The sequence below is a fragment of the Coleofasciculus sp. C1-SOL-03 genome, assembly GCF_040220555.1.
Lineage (GTDB): Bacteria > Cyanobacteriota > Cyanobacteriia > Cyanobacteriales > Coleofasciculaceae > Coleofasciculus.
The window spans coordinates 1-17,207 of sequence record NZ_JAVJUO010000228.1 but is presented as its reverse complement, the minus strand read 5'-3'; the positions used below and the strand labels follow the sequence as shown (position 1 = coordinate 17,207).

At 44.4% G+C, this 17,207-nt stretch carries 15 protein-coding genes and 1 pseudogene; 10 read left to right on the top strand and 6 right to left on the bottom strand.

All coding sequences use genetic code 11. From position 1 onward, the window contains the following. Nucleotides 1–45 precede the first annotated feature (45 nt). Both RIE73_RS34755 and amt read right to left on the bottom strand, forming a co-directional pair. On the bottom strand, nucleotides 46–1,911 hold the full coding sequence (locus RIE73_RS34755; protein WP_446405502.1) for a SpoIIE family protein phosphatase: 1,866 nt from the start codon (nucleotides 1,909–1,911) through the stop codon (nucleotides 46–48). Between the two features lie 46 nt (nucleotides 1,912–1,957). Further along, nucleotides 1,958–4,474: an ammonium transporter gene (amt, locus tag RIE73_RS34750; protein ID WP_446405501.1), complete on the bottom strand. Its 2,517-nt coding sequence runs from the start codon at nucleotides 4,472–4,474 to the stop codon at nucleotides 1,958–1,960. A gap of 266 nt (nucleotides 4,475–4,740) precedes the next feature. Here amt and RIE73_RS34745 point away from each other — a divergent pair, with 266 nt between their 5' ends. The 10 genes and pseudogenes from RIE73_RS34745 (at nucleotide 4,741) to RIE73_RS34700 (ending at nucleotide 10,470) form a co-directional block, all read left to right on the top strand. Continuing rightward, on the top strand, nucleotides 4,741–5,112 hold the full coding sequence (locus RIE73_RS34745; protein ID WP_446405500.1) for a hypothetical protein: 372 nt from the start codon (nucleotides 4,741–4,743) through the stop codon (nucleotides 5,110–5,112). A 113-nt stretch (nucleotides 5,113–5,225) separates the two neighbouring features. Further along, nucleotides 5,226–6,461: a hypothetical protein gene (locus tag RIE73_RS34740; protein ID WP_446405499.1), complete on the top strand. Its 1,236-nt coding sequence runs from the start codon at nucleotides 5,226–5,228 to the stop codon at nucleotides 6,459–6,461. 174 nt (nucleotides 6,462–6,635) lie between these two features. Then, a complete protein-coding gene (locus RIE73_RS34735) occupies nucleotides 6,636–6,833 on the top strand; it encodes a ribbon-helix-helix protein, CopG family (RefSeq protein ID WP_446405498.1) in 198 nt (65 codons plus the stop codon). A gap of 240 nt (nucleotides 6,834–7,073) precedes the next feature. Then, on the top strand, nucleotides 7,074–7,637 hold the full coding sequence (locus tag RIE73_RS34730; RefSeq protein ID WP_446405497.1) for a Uma2 family endonuclease: 564 nt from the start codon (nucleotides 7,074–7,076) through the stop codon (nucleotides 7,635–7,637). A gap of 20 nt (nucleotides 7,638–7,657) precedes the next feature. After that, on the top strand, nucleotides 7,658–7,915 hold the full coding sequence (locus RIE73_RS34725; protein ID WP_446405496.1) for a BrnA antitoxin family protein: 258 nt from the start codon (nucleotides 7,658–7,660) through the stop codon (nucleotides 7,913–7,915). 194 nt (nucleotides 7,916–8,109) lie between these two features. Continuing rightward, nucleotides 8,110–8,346, top strand: a complete 237-nt coding sequence (locus tag RIE73_RS34720; protein ID WP_446405495.1) for a hypothetical protein — start codon at nucleotides 8,110–8,112, stop codon at nucleotides 8,344–8,346. A 257-nt stretch (nucleotides 8,347–8,603) separates the two neighbouring features. Continuing rightward, nucleotides 8,604–8,699 (top strand): annotated as a pseudogene (locus RIE73_RS34715) (retroviral-like aspartic protease); the annotation flags it as partial. Between the two features lie 55 nt (nucleotides 8,700–8,754). Beyond that, entirely contained in the window at nucleotides 8,755–9,444 is a 690-nt protein-coding gene (locus RIE73_RS34710; RefSeq protein WP_446405494.1) for a DUF488 domain-containing protein, read from the top strand. After that, the gene (locus tag RIE73_RS34705) at nucleotides 9,380–9,826 is read left to right on the top strand and encodes a DUF488 domain-containing protein (RefSeq protein WP_446405493.1); all 447 of its coding nucleotides are present in this window, start codon (nucleotides 9,380–9,382) and stop codon (nucleotides 9,824–9,826) included. The genes RIE73_RS34710 and RIE73_RS34705 overlap by 65 nt, the downstream gene beginning before the upstream one ends. After that, a complete protein-coding gene (locus tag RIE73_RS34700; RefSeq protein WP_446405492.1) occupies nucleotides 9,814–10,470 on the top strand; it encodes a dual OB domain-containing protein in 657 nt (218 codons plus the stop codon). The genes RIE73_RS34705 and RIE73_RS34700 overlap by 13 nt, the downstream gene beginning before the upstream one ends. Nucleotides 10,471–10,575: 105 nt before the next feature. Here the strand turns inward: RIE73_RS34700 and hcp are convergent, their stop codons facing one another. The 4 genes from hcp to RIE73_RS34680 form a co-directional block, all read right to left on the bottom strand. After that, nucleotides 10,576–12,225 carry a hydroxylamine reductase gene (hcp, locus tag RIE73_RS34695; protein WP_446405491.1) on the bottom strand — a complete coding sequence of 550 codons (1,650 nt, stop codon included), beginning with the start codon at nucleotides 12,223–12,225 and terminating at the stop codon, nucleotides 10,576–10,578. Between the two features lie 558 nt (nucleotides 12,226–12,783). Beyond that, nucleotides 12,784–13,587, bottom strand: coding sequence for a sulfite exporter TauE/SafE family protein (locus RIE73_RS34690; RefSeq protein ID WP_446405490.1), 804 nt, complete (start codon nucleotides 13,585–13,587; stop codon nucleotides 12,784–12,786). Nucleotides 13,588–13,715: 128 nt separating this feature from the next. Then, on the bottom strand, nucleotides 13,716–15,197 hold the full coding sequence (locus RIE73_RS34685) for a M16 family metallopeptidase (RefSeq protein ID WP_446405489.1): 1,482 nt from the start codon (nucleotides 15,195–15,197) through the stop codon (nucleotides 13,716–13,718). A 181-nt stretch (nucleotides 15,198–15,378) separates the two neighbouring features. Beyond that, the gene (locus tag RIE73_RS34680) at nucleotides 15,379–16,971 is read right to left on the bottom strand and encodes a M16 family metallopeptidase (protein ID WP_446405488.1); all 1,593 of its coding nucleotides are present in this window, start codon (nucleotides 16,969–16,971) and stop codon (nucleotides 15,379–15,381) included. Nucleotides 16,972–17,207 lie beyond the last annotated feature (236 nt).

The following is a 17,207-nucleotide window of genomic DNA, read 5'->3' as shown; positions in this document are numbered from 1 at the left end:
AACTTGTAAACGTCAGGCGGAATCTTTTTCCCAGTTCCCTATTCCTTAACCATCCGGTTTGATTGGTGCGATGCCGGAGCGATCGCGCAGCAAGGATGGTTTGGGTTTAATCACTAACAGCGTTATATCATCATAAACCTTTTGTGTCCCAATATGTCGCCGCACATCCTCAATCACGGCTTGGCGAATTTCCCGGGCTGACTGTCGCCAGTTGTGACTGAGAATCTGACACAGACGCTCAATCCCATACTGCACGCCTTGGGAATTTTCGGCTTCGGGAATTCCATCGGTGTAGAGAACCACCACATCGCCCGGATGTAACTGGATTTCTGCATCGGCGACAAAATCGGCAATATCGGCGACTAGACCAATGGGAAAGCCTAAATCAATGGTATCAACTCGCTCAATTTTACCACCCGAACGCACGACAATCATTTCTTCATGTTGTCCACTCAAGCGCAGTTTATCGTGGTGATAGTCCAGGAGGGAGAGAGTGAGATTTTTCTCAGATTTCATTCGCTGGATATTATGATAAATCGTTCGATTCAGGACACTTAAAAACTGCTTAGAATCCGTTTTCGCTCCTTCCAACAACGTTCTCACCGCCGTTTGCACCATAATCATCAAGACGCCACTTTCTAACCCATGTCCCGTGACATCGCCAATACCAATAGTAACATGACCATTATTTTGCAGGACATCATAATAGTCACCACCGACTTCAGTTGCGGGTTCCATAAAGCCAGCGATGTCTAAGTCAGTAATCTGGTTCAGTTCCTCCTCTTTAGGTAACATCATCTGTTGCAGACGACGAGTTACCTCAACCTCAGCACTCAGGCGCAGATTTTCGGCTTTCAAACAACTATTGAGCAGGGTAATTTCCTGATTCGCTTGAGCCAATTGAGCCGTGCGTTTCTCCACTCTTGTTTCTAATTCTTCATTGGCATGTTGGAGGGCATCTTGACTCCGACGCAATGCGATAGTCGCTCGTTGAACCGCTTTTTGCAGGCGCACTGGCTCACTGACTAAGATATACACTAACACCCCAGCTAATAGTGCTGATAATCCGCCCCCTATCCACAACCATTTGGAAATAGGTGCCGTTGATGCCCATCCATTGTCAGGAATTGCCGCTAATTGCCATGATCCGTTCGGTAACGTTACCTCTAAACGGACAGGATTTTGTTGAAAAATACTGGCATCCCCGAACACTAAGTCTCCCGTTTCACCCAATCCATCTTTACCCCGAATCCCATACTGAAGTTTGGTAGAAAGATTGAGTAATCCGGCTTCCTGAAATAACGTATTGCGGTCAAAACCAATACCCACTAGACCCCAATAGCGACCACTTTGGGGAGGTTGGTCGGGGGGCGTGAGAAATATCGGGGTACGACTAATAAATCCCCAATTTTTTTTAGGTTCTAACTGCAACGGACCGGCAAAAACGGTTTGGCGGCTTTGAATGGCTCTCTCAATGGCGTCTCGTTCTTCAGGAATAGTCATGGGGTTAAAGCCAATCGCGTCTTCATTGCCTTTTAAGGGATAGAGATGGCTAACGATGTTATCTTTATACAGGGCTAGGAATTCAATTCCTTGTTGATCTTCGACGAGGACACTGGAGAGACGCTCAAATTCGTTTTGGGTAATGTCTGGGTTAATCGTGGACACATACGCCAATAAGCCCCGCGTAAGAAAAAGTCGCTGATTGAGGGCGGCTTCCAAGCGGGCTCTCGCTGCACTCAGTTGATTGAGAACATCCGAACGTTGTTGTTCGGAAAACCGTTGGTGTTCAGCACGTTCAAAACCCCAAACGACGAATAGGACAATCACTACTGTTAAACAGGCAGCAAAATAAGGAAAAACGCGATTATTTAGGGCAGAACGGATTGAAAACCATGGGTTGTTTGTCATTGGTTAGGGAACAGGGAACAGGGAACAAGGAACAGGCAATAGGCAATTAAACTTCAAAATTTTTTCTTTGTTTAATCACGAGTAAGGTGATATCATCATAAAGTTGCTGTGCTTCAATATGCTGGCGTAGGTCATCAATAACGGCTTGCCGAATTTCAACAGCGGATTGTTGCCAATTTTGACTGAGAATTCGACACAGGCGTTCGATGCCATATTGTATCCCTTTGGGATTTTCTGCCTCGGGAATCCCATCGGTGTAGAGGACAACAGTATCTCCCGGATTTAACGGGACTTGAAGATGTGCTACGAAATCAGCGATATCAGCATCTAAACCAATGGGAAACCCTAGATCAATGGTATCAATTCGCTCAATATGACCTCCAGTCCGCACGACAATGATCTCTTCATGTTGTCCGCTCAAATTCAGGATACCTTTTTGATAGTCCAGTAAAGCCAAGGTGAGGTTTTTGTCGGAGTTCATCCGCTGGACATTTTGATAAATGGTGCGATTGAGGATATCTAAAAATTGCTTGGGGTCAGTTTGGTTACTTTCTAAGAGGGTGCGGACGGCGGTTTGTACCATTAAGCTTAATACGCCGCTTTCTAAGCCATGTCCCGTCACATCGCCTATACTAATTTGGACGCGATCGCGATAGGGTAAAATATCATAATAATCCCCACCCACTTCCGTCGCCGGTTCCATAAAACCCGAAATTTCTAAGTCAGTAATTTGATTCAATTCTGCCTCTTTAGGCAGCAACATCTGTTGCAAGCGGCGGGTAACATCAAGTTCAGCACTCAATCGCAGATTTTCTGCCTTGAGACGTTCATTGAGCTTAGTAATTTCCTGATTTGCCCGAAACAAATCCGCTTGGGCTTGTTTGCGTTCCGAGATGTCGCGAAATGTACCTGTATAAAAGCAATCTTGACCCGATTTAGTCTCCACAACCGTTGCTTCTAGGGGAAAGCGAAACCCATCAACCCGACAGCCAACAATCTCATGTCTGCCCACTTTTAATAACCGTTCCATTCCCCTATCCGGATCATCGGCGGCGGGGATTGACCAATCCAATACCAATAACTGATGAATATCCATACCGATGAATTCGTTGATGGAATACCCAAATATCTCTTTCGCACTCGGATTAGCGGTAACAATTTTGAGTTGAGGTTTGGTGAAGGTAATAATCGCATCCATTGCCGTTTTCACAATGGCATCGGTGCGGGTTAACGCCTCTTCTAAGGCATCCATCACCTGGTTATAACGCTGGGCAATTTGACCGACTTGCGTAAACGGTTCGACAGGAACTCGTAAGCTTAAATCTTGGGTCTGGGCTTGGGCTTCCATGACCTGAAACAGGTCATAAATCTCAGTTTTGGCGCGATGTTCGGACACATTTAAACCAATCTGTTCCGCCTCAACACTCACCCGCATTGGGAAAAAACGATTAGTGATGAATAATAGGAGATAAGTTATGCTAAATGCCCAAATCCCACAACTAAGAATTCCGATTCCCTGTACACCAAGCTGTAGCACTGGACTCAACCCCGTATCCACTAATTCCGGTTGACCAAACAACGCCACCGCTAATGTTCCCCAAATTCCTCCACCCAGATGCACGGGTATGGCATCTACCGCATCATCAATCCGCCACCGTTCCAACCCATTCGACATCAAGGTAGCAATAATCCCCCCAATCGCCCCAATAATCACGGATGCGGGAGAGGTGACAACATGACAAGAGGCGGTAATCGAGACTAATCCCGCTAAGGAACCATTAATTAAGGATTCGACTTCCGGAAGTTGACACCGATACCAACTAACCATTCCGGCTGCCATCATTCCGGCAATACCTGCTAGCACGGTATGTACAATAATGCTAGGGACTTGCTCATTTAAACTCAATGTGCTGCCCCCATTGAACCCCAACCAGCCAATCCACAATAGCATGGCACCTAAAACCGAAAGGGGTAAATTAGACCCATGGATTTTTCGCGGTGGTTGATGATTCGGAAATCGCCCGGTGCGTGATCCGATAATCATTAGACTGGCTAGAGATACCCAGCCGCCCAAACTGTGAACGACTGTGGAACCCGCAAAATCAACAAAGCCTAGCCGTTCTAACCAACCCACTGATACATCTAAATCAATCCCATTCCACGCCCAATGTCCAAACAGGGGATAAATCAGACCAGACACCAAACCCGCTAAGATTAGGTAAGCCCGAAACTTCATCCGTTCCGCCACCGCCCCGGAGACAATCGTGGTGGCGGTGCTACAAAACATGGCTTGGAACAAAAAGAACGCCGCCAGTCGGGGTGTAGCTTCAACGTGAACGAAGAAATGGGTTGAGCCAATCCACCCTAGCACTGAGGTGCCAAACATAAAGGCATATCCGAACGCCCAAAATAAGGCGATAGATATGCCCAAGTCAGCTAAGTTTTTGATGGCAACATTGATACTATTTTTCGATCGCGTCAGCCCTGACTCCAGGCACATAAACCCGGGTTGCATCAGGAATACCAAGCCAGAACAGACGAGGAGCCACAGAATATCAATCACTTATACCTGCCCCTTGTTTTTGGCATACAAATATATATCATCCTTACAGATATGCCCGCTCTAATTCCAGAACATTTAGTTTCTCCCTACCATCCCGCTTGTTGCTGAACCATCCCGGCTAGGGCATGTTGTCTAATCTCTTTGTTATCAATGGTTGTGGCTATCTGTCTGTCTGGGGATAAGGTGGATAAGACTGGCGGCTGATTGGACAGCGATCGCGTTAAGATAATTCACAAAACTATAATTGTGTACATATACGAATAATAATGAGCAACAGCAACGAGCCGAACCCCTTTTTTGACGATGATAAAGTCAATAAAGATGAACTCTTTATCGAAGTTCCCCCGGATCAAACACCTCCCTATCAGGAACGAATTCCCTCTGGATATGACCCCATGGGAGAAATCCATCTCAGGGGTCGAGCCTTTAGAAGTCTCTCTGGGGGAACAATCTCTTGGTGGATACTGATTTCTGGTTGGTTCATCTTTGGAGTGCCAGCTTTATTAATACTGATTAATGCGATTATCTTGCAATCCTTCGCGCTTGTCATCCCATTAGGCTTGGCTGCTATTCCTCTGTTAATTCTCTGGAGAGGTACGGCTGCAAAATTGTCTAATACCAAGCGCCGCCGGAAATAATTAATTATTAATTGTAGGAGTTAATTGTCGGGACAGGTTTAGCCACTAAAATTACTTGGACAATAACTGAACAATAAAATCAGCCCTTATTCAATTCTATTCAAACAAACAATATGCTTACCAAAATACGGCGTATTTTGAATCGATTTTTCAGAAAATCAAGAACAATCAATAATGAACCTCTCAATAAGGTAAGTTTGATTGTTATTATCCTGATTGATATTTTTATCTTAATCAATGTTTTCACTGGACTAAATGATGTTAGCCAATGGTATATTAGCCCTGCACAGGCTTATCCCTGTTATGCTGAGTGGAGAAATTACCAATCGAAAACTACTCAAGACAAAGCTTATGCGCTGATCAAATCTTCATTGCTATATGCAAGAAGCCATCAATCTAATTTTCAGCAAACCTATCAACAAGCGGCGGTAGGACATCTAGGCACTGTGTCTCCAACCTGCTTAGAGTACGGCAGTTACAAAGATCAACTCAATAATCCAGAAAATCAGCAAATTATAACAGCTATTGATCAGAAACAAGCAGAAATCAATGAACTTGAACAAACGAATCGCCGTATTCGTGAGCAATATGACTCAACTCTATTGGAAAAAATAGCAGGTCAGCCTCGTGAGCAATCGATTAATCTAGTTGAGGCGGAGAAAGCCAAACAGCAACTCGAACAAAATAACCGCAATATTGCTAGGCTTAAACAGGAAATTGCTGAACTGAAAAATCAACTGACGGCGAAACCTGAAAGTTTAGCTTTTATCAGCTTGCTTAAGGATGATGGGACATTTCAGTCAGTTGAAAATGCCTACCAGCAAGCATCCTTTTGGTATCCCAGCATCCAATTCAGCTTTCAAGCGCTTTTCCTGCTACCGCTAATTTTCCTTTCTTTATCGGTTTACAATTTTGCTCAACGAAAAGAATATGGACTCATTGCCCTAATTAGCTGGCATTTGTCAGTGGTATTTTTTATACCATTAATTTTTAAGATATTTGAGTTTCTGCAATTTGGTGCAATCGTTCAATTTCTCGTTGATATCATTAGCACCCTTTTAGGCGGACTCGTTTTTCTGGTCAGTTATGCTTATATCTTACTGATTCCTCTGATTGGGTTTGGCATTATCAAATTCTTCCAAAAAATTGTCTTTAATCCCAAAGTACAAGCAGCGGCGCGAGTTCAAAAATCACGCTGTATCCGGTGTGCCAAGAAAATTCCGACCCATGATGCCTACTGTTCCCACTGTGGTTTTTATCAATACACTGAATGTCATAATTGTCACAGTATGACTTATAAGTATTTACCGTATTGTAAACAATGTGGACAGTCTCAAGATTCCAATTAATAGCACGCTCGTCGTTACGCTGTCTTCAGGATAAGTACTCGCGATCGCGTACCAAAAACACTTAAGCTGTAGGTTGGGTTAACGCCAATAACAAGGTTTATACTTACAAAGAAGACATTTATTACTAGATGGCTAAAAGTGCTATGATTGGTTTACCTAGAGAAAGGATTAGCTGTGACTTACATCACTGTTGAAATTCCAGACGAACAACTCCAGAACTTGCAGCAACTAGCGCAGGAAAGCGGAATATCGCTTGAAGATTTACTGCGTGCAAGCATTGAAGACTGGCTCAATTATCCAAAGAGCGAATTTGTACAAGCGTCCAGTTACGTATTAAAGAAAAACGCCCAACTGTATCGACGTTTGGCATGATACGTTACCTAATAAATCATCTATTTTTATAGATACTAATAAACGTACAGCTCATGCAGCAGGTCAAAGCTATCTAACATCAACTTCCATTAGAAAATGAGTGCGATCGCATTCTTGAGGTTAGACTGAATATCACGCTGATTAAGCTAGATGCATCGTTGCGCTGTCTTCACCATAAGCACTCGCGATCGCGTACAATCCAGATAGGCAAAATTCCCTTTATTTTACCAGGAAGTCCCAATGGTACAGACTCCATCTCGATTCATCACTCTGGAAGAATTCCTGAAACTACCAGAAGCCAAACCCGCCAGCGAATATATTAATGGGCAAATCATTCAGAAGCCAATGCCACAGGGTAAGCATAGTACAATTCAAACGGAGTTTTCCACGACTGTCAATATACTTCTTAAAGCGGGGCGGGTTGCACGAGCCTTTTCAGAGCTACGTTGTACATTTGGTGGACGCTCAATCGTTCCTGATGTATCCGTAATTACTTGGGAGAGAATTCCCCGTGACGCGAATGGTGAAATTGCCAATACCTTTCCCATTGCTCCTGACTGGACAATCGAGATTCTGTCACCTGAGCAAAGTCAGACTAAAGTAACCAAAAATATATTGCATTGTCTTAATCATGGAACTCAAATGGGTTGGTTAATTGACCCAGATGAGCAAACGGTGTTTGTTTATCTTCCCCAACAGCAACTAGAGGTGTTTGATCAACCCGAACAGAAACTTCCCGTTCCCGCTTTTGCCAATGAGCTAAATCTAAGTGTAGCCTCGGTGTTTGGCTGGTTATCAGAGTAAGCTGTAACGCATTTAATTTGATGAACAATATCTCGCGTACTAATTGGGAAGCACTCGAATCAATGTCTGATGAAGATATTGATTATTCTGACATCCCATCGTTGACAGATGAATTCTTTGAGGGCGCGACACTGCGAATTCCAGCAGATAAAGCACACCATCTGATTCAGATCGACCCAGATGTAATAGCTTGGTTCAAAGCCCAAGATATAGAATACAAGAGACTCATTAATACTGTTCTACGTCGCTACATTGAAAGCAATGGCGACAAGCACTGAGCCTAACCGATTGGTATACCGGACACAAGCCAGTGCGATCGCTGATCGTCGTAGGTTTGGAAAACGACAGGAAACCTAACCTTTACTTTATCTGTAGCCCCCTTGCGATCGCGCCACAGTCGTTAGCATTTTAACCAGACGTTTACAGCGTACTGCTATGATGCTTTGTAGAGGACTATCTACAGTTAGGAAAAATGACTGAATTACTTCAGCGCGTTATTGCACAGCTTGAGAAATTGCCAGAAGAAGAGCAAGATGCGATCGCGACTCGTCTTTTAGCAGAATTAGAAGATGAACGGGCGTGGAAAGTTCGTTTTGAATCCACGACCAGCGAGCAATGGGATAAGCTAGCCCAAATGGTTCGTCAGGAAATTGCGGCTGGCGATATCACTCCACTTGATCAGGTTTTTCCGCCTAAACTAGGAAATTGAGTATAACATAATAGTACAATAGCGTGATTAGCGCTGATTAAATTTTCATGCAGTTTCCTCGCACGATACTGCACAGACGAATACATGGAATGAGGTAAAACAACGACTAATGAGCAAGTAGGTTGGGTTGAGGTACGTAGGCGAAGCCTTCTCGTACTCCGTAGGAGAACCCGAAGGGTAGAGTAACCCAACTCGCACGGGTTAGCTTGAACGTTATAGACAAACCTGACATGCTCCCGATGTAACATTGGTAACAGGTAACACTTGCTGGAAATTTAGCACCTGTTGAGGCGAGAGGTTTGATAGTATCTGCAAAAATAGGGTCTTTCTCTCCGGTGCGCTTGTCATACTCTAATAGATGTAGGTAAGATACAATTGATAGACTAATCTTCTGAGGAGCAAGTATTGATGGAGTTGTTCACTATTGGTCACTCTAACCACACAATAGAAGGTTTTATCTCTTTACTACAGCAACATGGTGTCACTGCTATGGCTGATGTGCGTTCACATCCATACAGCCGTTTCTTGTCACACTTCAAACGCAAAGAGTTGAAAGAAGCTTTATCAAAGGAAAAAATTGACTATCTATTCTTGGGACAAGAACTAGGCGCAAGACCCAACAACCCACAGTGCTATGTTAATGGAAAAGCTGTTTACGAGAAGATTGCTGCAACTGAGACATTCCAAGAAGGGATTCAAAAAGTTTTAAAGGAATTAGAGAAACGCAGAATTGCGTTAATGTGTGCAGAACAAGATCCTTTAACCTGTCACAGAGCAATCTTAGTTTGTCAACATTTACGGGACTCTAATTTGCAGATTAATCACATTTTGAAGAATGGTGATATAGAGTCTCATTTTGACCTAGAAGATAGAATGCTAAAGAAGCATGGTTTTATAGTTAAGGGACAACCCATTCAACTTTCTCTATTTGACAATGAATTGAGTAACTTGCCCACAAGAGAGGCATGTTTGGAAAAAGCCTATAAACTTCAAGGTAATGAGATTGCCTACGTAGAGCAAAGGAATGATGACCATGAGCGATCAAATCAATCTTTTCACAATCGGGTTTACTCAAAAGAGTGCTCAAAAATTCTTTGATACGCTTAAACAAGCAGGTATCAAGACGGTTATAGATACTCGTCTCAATAATATTTCTCAGCTAGCCGGATTTACAAAAAAGAGAGATTTGGAGTATTTTTTAAAGGCGATTTCAAATATAGACTATGTTCATCTTCTAGATTTAGCGCCAACTAAAGATATTTTGGATGAGTATAAGAAGAAGACAAGAGATTGGGAAACATACGAACAAAAGTTCTTGCAGCTTATAGCTGATCGGCAAATTGAAAAAAAAGTCTCTCCGGATCTGATGGATGGTGCTTGTTTGCTCTGTAGTGAAGCCAAGCCTCATCGATGTCACCGTCGGTTAGTTGCTGAGTATCTCAACGGAAAGTGGGGCAACATTAGTATATGCCATCTATGAAGAAAATTATTTGCCTTGCCAATTCATGGAAACTAGATGAACGTTGCATTGCTGGAATTGATCTCAATACTGGTAAATGGGTTCGTCCTGTTTGCGATGATCGATATCCTGAAGATGGTCGGGTTCCAAAATATATTCGACTTGTTGAAAGTAGAGAACCAAAACTACTGGATATTCTAGAAATTCCACTGGCTAATACTGGCAAAGATTTTGGGTTTGAATGCGAAAACCTATCAGTTTTAGATGGTGACTGGAAATGTGTAGGTAGAATACAACCAACTAATTTACTCAGGTATTGTGGAAACACACAAATACTCCATAATTCGCGGAAATACGTTAATCCTTCTTACTTGCAGTCTCTACCATTTGAACAACGTCGTACTCTTCAGTTAGTTCACGCTGTCAGCTTTTCTGCTCAAAACAGCGGGAATAATAAGTGGCGAGGCACTCTTAAAACTCTTAATGGTCAATATTTAGATGCAACGATAACAGACCCAGTTTTTGTTGAGAAACTGAATGCAGGGTATCAACCTAAAAACAACTGTTTGGTAACTGTGAGCCTCAGTATGCCTTATCAATCTCGTCCTGATTGGGAAGGCGAAAAACCGTGTTGGAAGTTAATTGCAGGCGTAATAGAGCTTTGATACCAAGTATGATTGCCCATACTCCTACCTTTGAATTAACCCTATAAAACCTAACCTGTAGGCGAAAGGGGCGCGACAAAAGCCACACCCCCTCACCTAACTAACTCAACCCAAACAAGCCGCCAAATCCTCATCTGGTGTAGTAATCGCCTTCAACTGATACTTCTGTGACAGCAATTTGAAAACATTCGGAGAAATAAACGCGGGTAACGTCGGACCCAAACGAATATCCTTAATTCCCAGATACAGCAGCGTCAACAACACAGCAACCGCCTTCTGTTCATACCAAGACAGAATCATCGACAAAGGCAATTGATTCACATCCATATCAAACGCCTTCGCTAATCCCAACGCAATTTGAATCGCGGAATAGGCATCATTACATTGTCCCACATCCATCAACCGAGGTAGAGAACCAATTTCTCCCAACTGTTGATCAAAGAAACGGAACTTCCCACAAGCTAGGGTGAGAACGATACAATCTTCCGGTACTTTTTCCACAAATTCAGTGTAATAATTGCGCTCTGGTTTCGCGCCATCACAGCCACCAACTAGGAAGAAGTGACGAATTTTGCCTTGTTTAACCCCATCAATCACTTGATCTGCAACATTTAACACCGCATTCCGGGCAAATCCTGCCATTACCTGACGCGGCGGTTGCTCTTCCACAAACCCAGGCATATCTAAGGATTTTTGAATCGCTGGGCTAAAGTCGGGGATGTTACCCTCCTCGGCGGGAATATAGTTGATGCCAGAAAATCCTACAGGACCAATCGTAAACAGTTTCTCATCATAGGTTTCATGGGGCGGCATCAAACAATTAGTGGTGACAATAATCGCCCCCGGAAACTTACCAAACTCTTTGGTTTGATTCTGCCAAGCTGTGCCATAATGCCCGTACAGATGAGGATAGTTCTGTTTGAGTAGTGGATAACCGTGAGCGGGTAAAAGTTCGCCGTGGGTGTAAACCGTAATCCCTGTATCAGCCGTCTGTTTCAGGATGGCTTCCAGTTGTCTGATATCATGTCCCGAAACCAGGAGAGCTTTGCCTTTTCGGGGATTCAGGGGAACAGGGGTTGGCGTGGGATGTCCATAGGTATTGGTATGTCCCGCATCCAATAATTCCATCGCTCGCAGGTTCATTTCTCCTACCTTTAAGGCTAAATTCACCCAATCATCCAAGGTGAAATCTTGATGATTTAGCGCATCTAAGGCTTCTTGAATGAAGTGGTACACCTGCTCATCTTCTTGTCCCAATTCTTGAGCGTGGAAAGTGTAGGAAGCAGCGCCCTTAATTCCATAGAGAACCGTGAGTTTCAGGGAGAAAATGTCAACATCCCGCGCCGATTCACTAATAAAGCCTAATGCTAAATCTTGACCCTGTTCGACTAAACTCTCATTAAAGTCAGGATGATACCCAGACACTCTTCCCCATTTGACGGGTTCGGGACTAGCTTCCTTGACTTTAGCTTTTAAATTATCTCGCTTCTCGATACACTCACGGACATACTTGGTAAAGCGTTTTCGGTCAAAGTTGACATTCGTCATTGTGGCGAATAACGATTCGCAGGTGAAGACATCTTCATCGTGAGTAGAAATGCCTAACTGACGGGCTTTAATCACCACTGGCGCAAGTCCGCGCAAGCAGTAGACTAATAAATCTTGAACGGCGTTAAGTTGAGGACTTTTACCACAGGCACCCCATTGATGACAGCCATTACCACTGGCGGTTTGTTCGCACTGTTCGCAAAACATGAGTTACTTTTTCCTATATCAGTCTCTATGTCTCTACTCTAGGAAATTTTTGGCAGATAACGCTTTGACTTAAGTCAATTTTTGTAATCTCCGGCAGTTTGTAAAGAAGTTTTACAGTTTCATGCCAGTTTTTTGGGCGCAAGCCTTGCGCCCCTAAAAATACAAGGTTAATGGTTCAAATTTACCTCTATCTTTAGGTAGAGATTCAAGTTTTCAACCGGGCAATCAGATCCCCGACTTCTTTAAAAAGGCGGGGATCTTGCTTAGAGACTGTACCTCATCGACCTGAAAATAATGCTACAGTTTAAACGGAAGTTATCGGGTGGGGAAGGGCGGGTTTTGTAGAAATGTTATTGGTTTCCTTGTTAATTCTATCCCTAAACCCGCCCCTACATTACGCGCACGTTCTTGTTGGACAACAGGGGGATATAAACTACTATATTTGACTGCAACTTGGTCTAAAATAACTGTTTTGGCGGAAATGATTGAAGGGGAAGATTTCAAAACATTCCCTTCCTCACCTTCCCCACCTTCTCCACTTGCCAACAGATGCTGTGTTCAGCTATAACTTTGCCATGCCTGCCAGAAAAAGTAAATGGCTAAGATAGCTAGTAATGCACTAAATGCTAAACTAACCACTTTATCCGGTAATTTAGGCAAAAAACGGGTACTAATTTGCGCTCCCAACAAACCCCCTGTACCCAGAAGTAATCCCTCAATCCATAACACATTCCCTTGCACAGCATGACCGATACAAGCCGAAATTGCGGTAATCACAATCACGCCTAAACTGGTTTGAATTGCTGTTTTAATGGTCTCTCCCAAAAGTAAAATTTGCAAGGGAACCAGAATCACACCGCCACCCACACCAAATACACCAGCGAGTAAGCCGGCGGTACTTCCTGTGCCAATTCTGGCTAATGCTGCTTTGCTTTTCGAGTGGGGAGTTTGTCGTTGATGTTCCGTTTCCGGAAAGTCTTGCTTTTCTCTGGCTTTCAAGCGTTTGCGGAGTCGCACTAAGTAAATATTAAGTAGGAGTAATAGTCCAAATGCCGCCTTTAACCAGTAGTCGGCAAATAATTCTGTTAAATAAGCGCCAATTGGCGCTGTGATGATAGCTGGAAAGCCAATGGCAATGATGCGTTTAAAATCTATGTTACCCAGCCGCCAATTCTGCACCGTACCCGAAATTGCTGTAATCACGATTGATAGGGTACTTGTGGCAACGGCTTGTTGATAGTCATATCCTAAGGTTACTAATAAAGGTACAAGAACTGTACCGCCACCGATTCCCAAAAAGCCGGCTAGGATTCCGGCAAATAAGCCAGCAGATGCAAAAATTAATAACTGGGTCGGTGTCATTGGTTATTGGTCATTCGTCATGCGTCATTAGTCATTCGTCCTATGTTGGTTTAGAAGGGCGGGTTGAGTCAAGTTATCGGATATCAACCGAACGTTATCAGTAAAACCCGCCCCTACCCGTTCAACCACTAACTGCTTTGTTCGGGAATGGTGATATCTAACGATGTGACATTGTTCGACAGACTGGTTAAGGGAGGCTGAATTGCATCCGTATTCCCAACAACTAACGTCACCAGTTGATTGGGTTGGAGATACTTTTGCGCTACCCGTTGCACATCTTCAATCGTCGTCTCTTTCACCTTCTGCTGATACTGGAAGAGAAAATCTTCGGGATACCCATAATATTCATACCGCATCAGCCGCGATAAGGTTTGGCTGGGATCTTGGAAGTTAAACACAAACGAGTTCAAAACTTGGTCTTTAGCCGACTCAAGTTCTTCTGGGGTAACAGGCGTGGTGCGGATTTTCTCAATTTCTGAGCGAATCGCTTGAATCAAGGATACAGTTGCTTCAGAACGAGTTTGTCCACCCGCAACAAACATCCCAGGATAGTCATGGCGAGGACTCCAGAAGCCATAGACAGAATAGGCTAACCCTTGGCGCGATCGCACTTCGTTAAATAACCGTCCGCCAAACCCGTTGAGAATTTCATTCATTACATCCAACGCCGGATAGTCAGGGTTATCAAATTCTCCGCCAATATGCCCCAGATACACATAACTTTGGGTGAGTTGATCCTGATCCACGACAAATAAACCCTCTTCCTTGGCTTGGGATGCCGAGGGTACCGTTACCTCTGGGGGAGGTGATGGGGGATTCCAGTTACCAAACTTTTCGGTGATCCGCGATCGCATCTGTTCGGAATCAAAATCTCCCACAATACCCAGAATCATCCGTTCAGGATGGAAATAAGTCTGATAAAATTCCACTACATCGTCACGGGAGATATTGGCTAGCGTCTCATATTCAATGGTGCGGGCATAGGGACTCTGATTCCCATAAATCAGTTTAGTAAATTCGCGACTAGCAATATCTTTAGGATCATCATTGCGACGGGCAATTTGTCCAGCTTGTTGCTTTTTCGCCAGTTCTAGCTTATCTTCAGCAAAGGCAGGCTTTTGAATTACCTCAGCAAATAAGTCAAACACCATATCCACATCTTCGCTGAGGGCATTGAAACTGGCGCTACCGACAGAGGTATTAATGCCTGTTTCCACAGACGCCGCCCGTTGTTCGAGTAACTGATTTAGTTTATCCGGCGAATGTTCTGTTGTCCCACCTGTACGGAGGACTTCTCCGGTAATATTGGCTAAGCCAACCTGATCAGCCGGTTCAAGGCGATCGCCTGTCCGAATCATCGCTGTCCCACTCACCAAGGGCAATTCGTGGTCTTCCATTAAATAGACGACGATGCCATTATCCAGTTGATAGCGAGTATACTCAGGGATCTGAATCTCTGACAGAGGTGGAAAGGTTAACTCGGTATAATGCTTCGCCGTAGCCGCCACAGCAGGCGTGCGCGATACGATAACCAGAAGCATCGTGGCAACCAGTAGTCCACACCAGCGCCAAACTTTTTGACGGAATCTGTTCAATGTAAGATTGCTCATTAGATAAGTCGATGGGAAAAATTAAAGTTAACGGCTCTTATCGTCATTCGTCTTATGTCTTATGTAAGGGTTTGAGGAGATAGCAGCTACCTTGGCAGGTTAGGACATTCTTTACTGTTCCCTGTTCCCTATTGCCTATTGCCTATTGCCTATTTCCTATTCCCTGACAAATGACAAAGGACTATTGACTCGATAACAACCGTCCAATGGTACGATTTTCCGGCGTGAACGTAGCTTGAGCTACCCGTTGGATATCAGCAGGTGTAACTTGGGCGATTGCCTGGATTTCATTAAATAGATTGCGCCAGTCGCCTGTTTTCACCTGGTATTCGACTAAATTACGTGCCATCCCCATATTAGAATCGAGCGATCGCAATAAGCCAGCACGGGCTTGAGTTTTCACTCGTTCCAACTCTTGGGGCGAAACGGGTTTGGTTTTGAGTCGCTCAATTTCTTCTCCCAAGGCTGTCGCCACTTCTTCAACGGTATGTCCGGGTGCAGTTAGGGCATATAACAGCATCAGATTGGGATATTTATCTCCCGGAAACCCGCTAAATCCGGCGGCGGAGAGGGCGACTTGTTTGTCTTGAACCAACGATTTATATAGACGAGAGGTGCGACCATCGCTGAGTAAACGCCCGATAATTTCATAGACTACATGGTCAGGATGGGTTCGAGAGGGTCGATGGTATCCCTCCAAATACCAGGGTTGAGACGGAAGTTCCAACGTCACTTCCCGCGTTTGTTGCTGGGGAGGTTCAACGATGCTTACTCCCGGTGCGGCGGGTTTTGCCTCATAGCGTCCGAAGTACGTTTGAGCCAACTCTTTCACCTCGTCGGGATCAACATCGCCCACAATCGCCATGGTTAATTGACTGGGAACGTAGTGAGTTTCAAAGAATTGCCGCACATCGTCGCGAGTCAGGTTGCGGATGTCTTCGTCATATCCAATTACCGGACGCCGATAGGGATGGACTTGGAATGCCGTATCCAGAAACGCCTCGATCATTTTACCGATGGGCGAGTTGTCGGTTCGCAGACGCCGTTCTTCCAGAATCACCTCTTGTTCTTTATAAAATTCACGAAACACGGGTTCTAGGAAGCGTTCCGACTCCAAAGACATCCACAGTTCCAGTTTGTTGGAGGGAAAGCTGTAGAAATAGACGGTCGCATCGGCGGAGGTGGCGGCATTTAACCCCACACCTCCAGCTTGTTCAACGATTTGACCAAATTCATTTTGCTTGACCAAGCTAGCGGCTTCGGCTTCAACTTGGGCAAATTCCTCTTTTAATTGGGCAACCTTTGCCTCGTTCCCGGCTTTTTTTGCGGCTTTAATTTGTGCCGCTAACTGATCCAAGCGGTTTAACAGGGGTTTTTCTGCCTGATAATTTCGGGTGCCAATTTGCTTGGTTCCCTTAAAGGCTAAATGTTCCAGAAAGTGAGCCACACCCGTTTTGCCCACCGGTTCGTCAACGCCACCGACATCCGCATAGGTAGCAAAGGAGACAACGGGGGCTTGGTGTCGTTCGAGAACAATGAATTTCATCCCATTGTCCAGGCGAAACTCCGTCACCTGGTCAACGACGCCATCTAAGTAAGGTTGGATGGATTCGGCGTTTGTGGGCGGGGGTTCGCTGCGAGCTAAAGCCCCCAATGGTATACTACTCCATACCAGGGTTACGACTAAGAACGCTCCCCAGATGGAGCGCCATGGGTATTTTCTCAAGTGAACAGTCCAACGCAGAAAACGCAAAATAGATCGATTCTTTGTCATTTATCATCCTCGCGATGCGAGAAGCCAGCTACATCATTGCTTATGGGTCAGGGGTGGGGCAATAGTGACAGAACTTAATATAGTTTAGTTGATTTTCACCGCTTCTAAAAACCTAGACAAACCTACCCATCAGTAATTCTGCCTTGGTATAAGTCCACGGTGTAACTTTTGGTCGATAACCGTTAACGCTTGCGCTTGGCTGATACCCGGCATTGTTGCTCGATATCAGCCTTAAC

Bases quoted from the DNA above. Each gene is read 5' to 3' on its own strand.
- RIE73_RS34755 (WP_446405502.1), bottom strand. From the start codon at position 1,911: ATGACAAACAACCCATGGTTTTCAATCCGTTCTGCCCTAAATAATCGC.
- RIE73_RS34745 (WP_446405500.1), top strand. From the start codon at position 4,741: ATGAGCAACAGCAACGAGCCGAACCCCTTTTTTGACGATGATAAAGTC.
- RIE73_RS34740 (WP_446405499.1), top strand. From the start codon at position 5,226: ATGCTTACCAAAATACGGCGTATTTTGAATCGATTTTTCAGAAAATCA.
- RIE73_RS34730 (WP_446405497.1), top strand. From the start codon at position 7,074: ATGGTACAGACTCCATCTCGATTCATCACTCTGGAAGAATTCCTGAAA.
- RIE73_RS34725 (WP_446405496.1), top strand. From the start codon at position 7,658: ATGAACAATATCTCGCGTACTAATTGGGAAGCACTCGAATCAATGTCT.
- RIE73_RS34720 (WP_446405495.1), top strand. From the start codon at position 8,110: ATGACTGAATTACTTCAGCGCGTTATTGCACAGCTTGAGAAATTGCCA.
- RIE73_RS34710 (WP_446405494.1), top strand. From the start codon at position 8,755: ATGGAGTTGTTCACTATTGGTCACTCTAACCACACAATAGAAGGTTTT.
- RIE73_RS34705 (WP_446405493.1), top strand. From the start codon at position 9,380: ATGAGCGATCAAATCAATCTTTTCACAATCGGGTTTACTCAAAAGAGT.
- RIE73_RS34700 (WP_446405492.1), top strand. From the start codon at position 9,814: ATGCCATCTATGAAGAAAATTATTTGCCTTGCCAATTCATGGAAACTA.
- hcp (WP_446405491.1), bottom strand. From the start codon at position 12,225: ATGTTTTGCGAACAGTGCGAACAAACCGCCAGTGGTAATGGCTGTCAT.
- RIE73_RS34690 (WP_446405490.1), bottom strand. From the start codon at position 13,587: ATGACACCGACCCAGTTATTAATTTTTGCATCTGCTGGCTTATTTGCC.
- RIE73_RS34685 (WP_446405489.1), bottom strand. From the start codon at position 15,197: ATGAGCAATCTTACATTGAACAGATTCCGTCAAAAAGTTTGGCGCTGG.
- RIE73_RS34680 (WP_446405488.1), bottom strand. From the start codon at position 16,971: ATGACAAAGAATCGATCTATTTTGCGTTTTCTGCGTTGGACTGTTCAC.